This is a genomic window from Actinoplanes subtropicus, from assembly GCF_000721705.1.
Lineage (GTDB): Bacteria > Actinomycetota > Actinomycetes > Mycobacteriales > Micromonosporaceae > Actinoplanes > Actinoplanes subtropicus.
The window spans coordinates 1-305 of record NZ_JOJL01000170.1 but is presented as its reverse complement, the minus strand read 5'-3'; the positions used below and the strand labels follow the sequence as shown (position 1 = coordinate 305).

General features: G+C 63.9%; 1 protein-coding gene. It reads left to right on the top strand.

Annotated elements, in window-relative coordinates; all coding sequences use genetic code 11:
• A partial coding sequence (locus tag IH26_RS61850; protein WP_030443836.1) for a cellulose-binding protein occupies window positions 1–290 on the top strand: 290 nt, incomplete at its 5' end.
• Window positions 291–305 lie beyond the last annotated feature (15 nt).

Below are 305 nucleotides of genomic sequence, written 5' to 3'. Positions count from 1 at the left end.
TGCAGACCTCCGGCTACACCAACATCGACTTCGTCGGCACCCAGTCGGACGGCGGCGGTTGCAACCCCGGCTACTGCTACGACTTCGACCACGAGGGACACGGCGGGTACTCGGCCCCGGGGATCGCAAACAATGACCAGTTGCCGCCGTGGCTGGCTACCTCCCAGCCGGACCTCGTCCTCATGCACCTCGGCACCAATGACATATGGGGCGGCTACATCCCGCTGCAGGACAAGCTGACCGCGTTCACCAAGCTGATCGGTCAATGCGGGCCCAGAACCCGGCCATGAAGATCATCGTCGTGC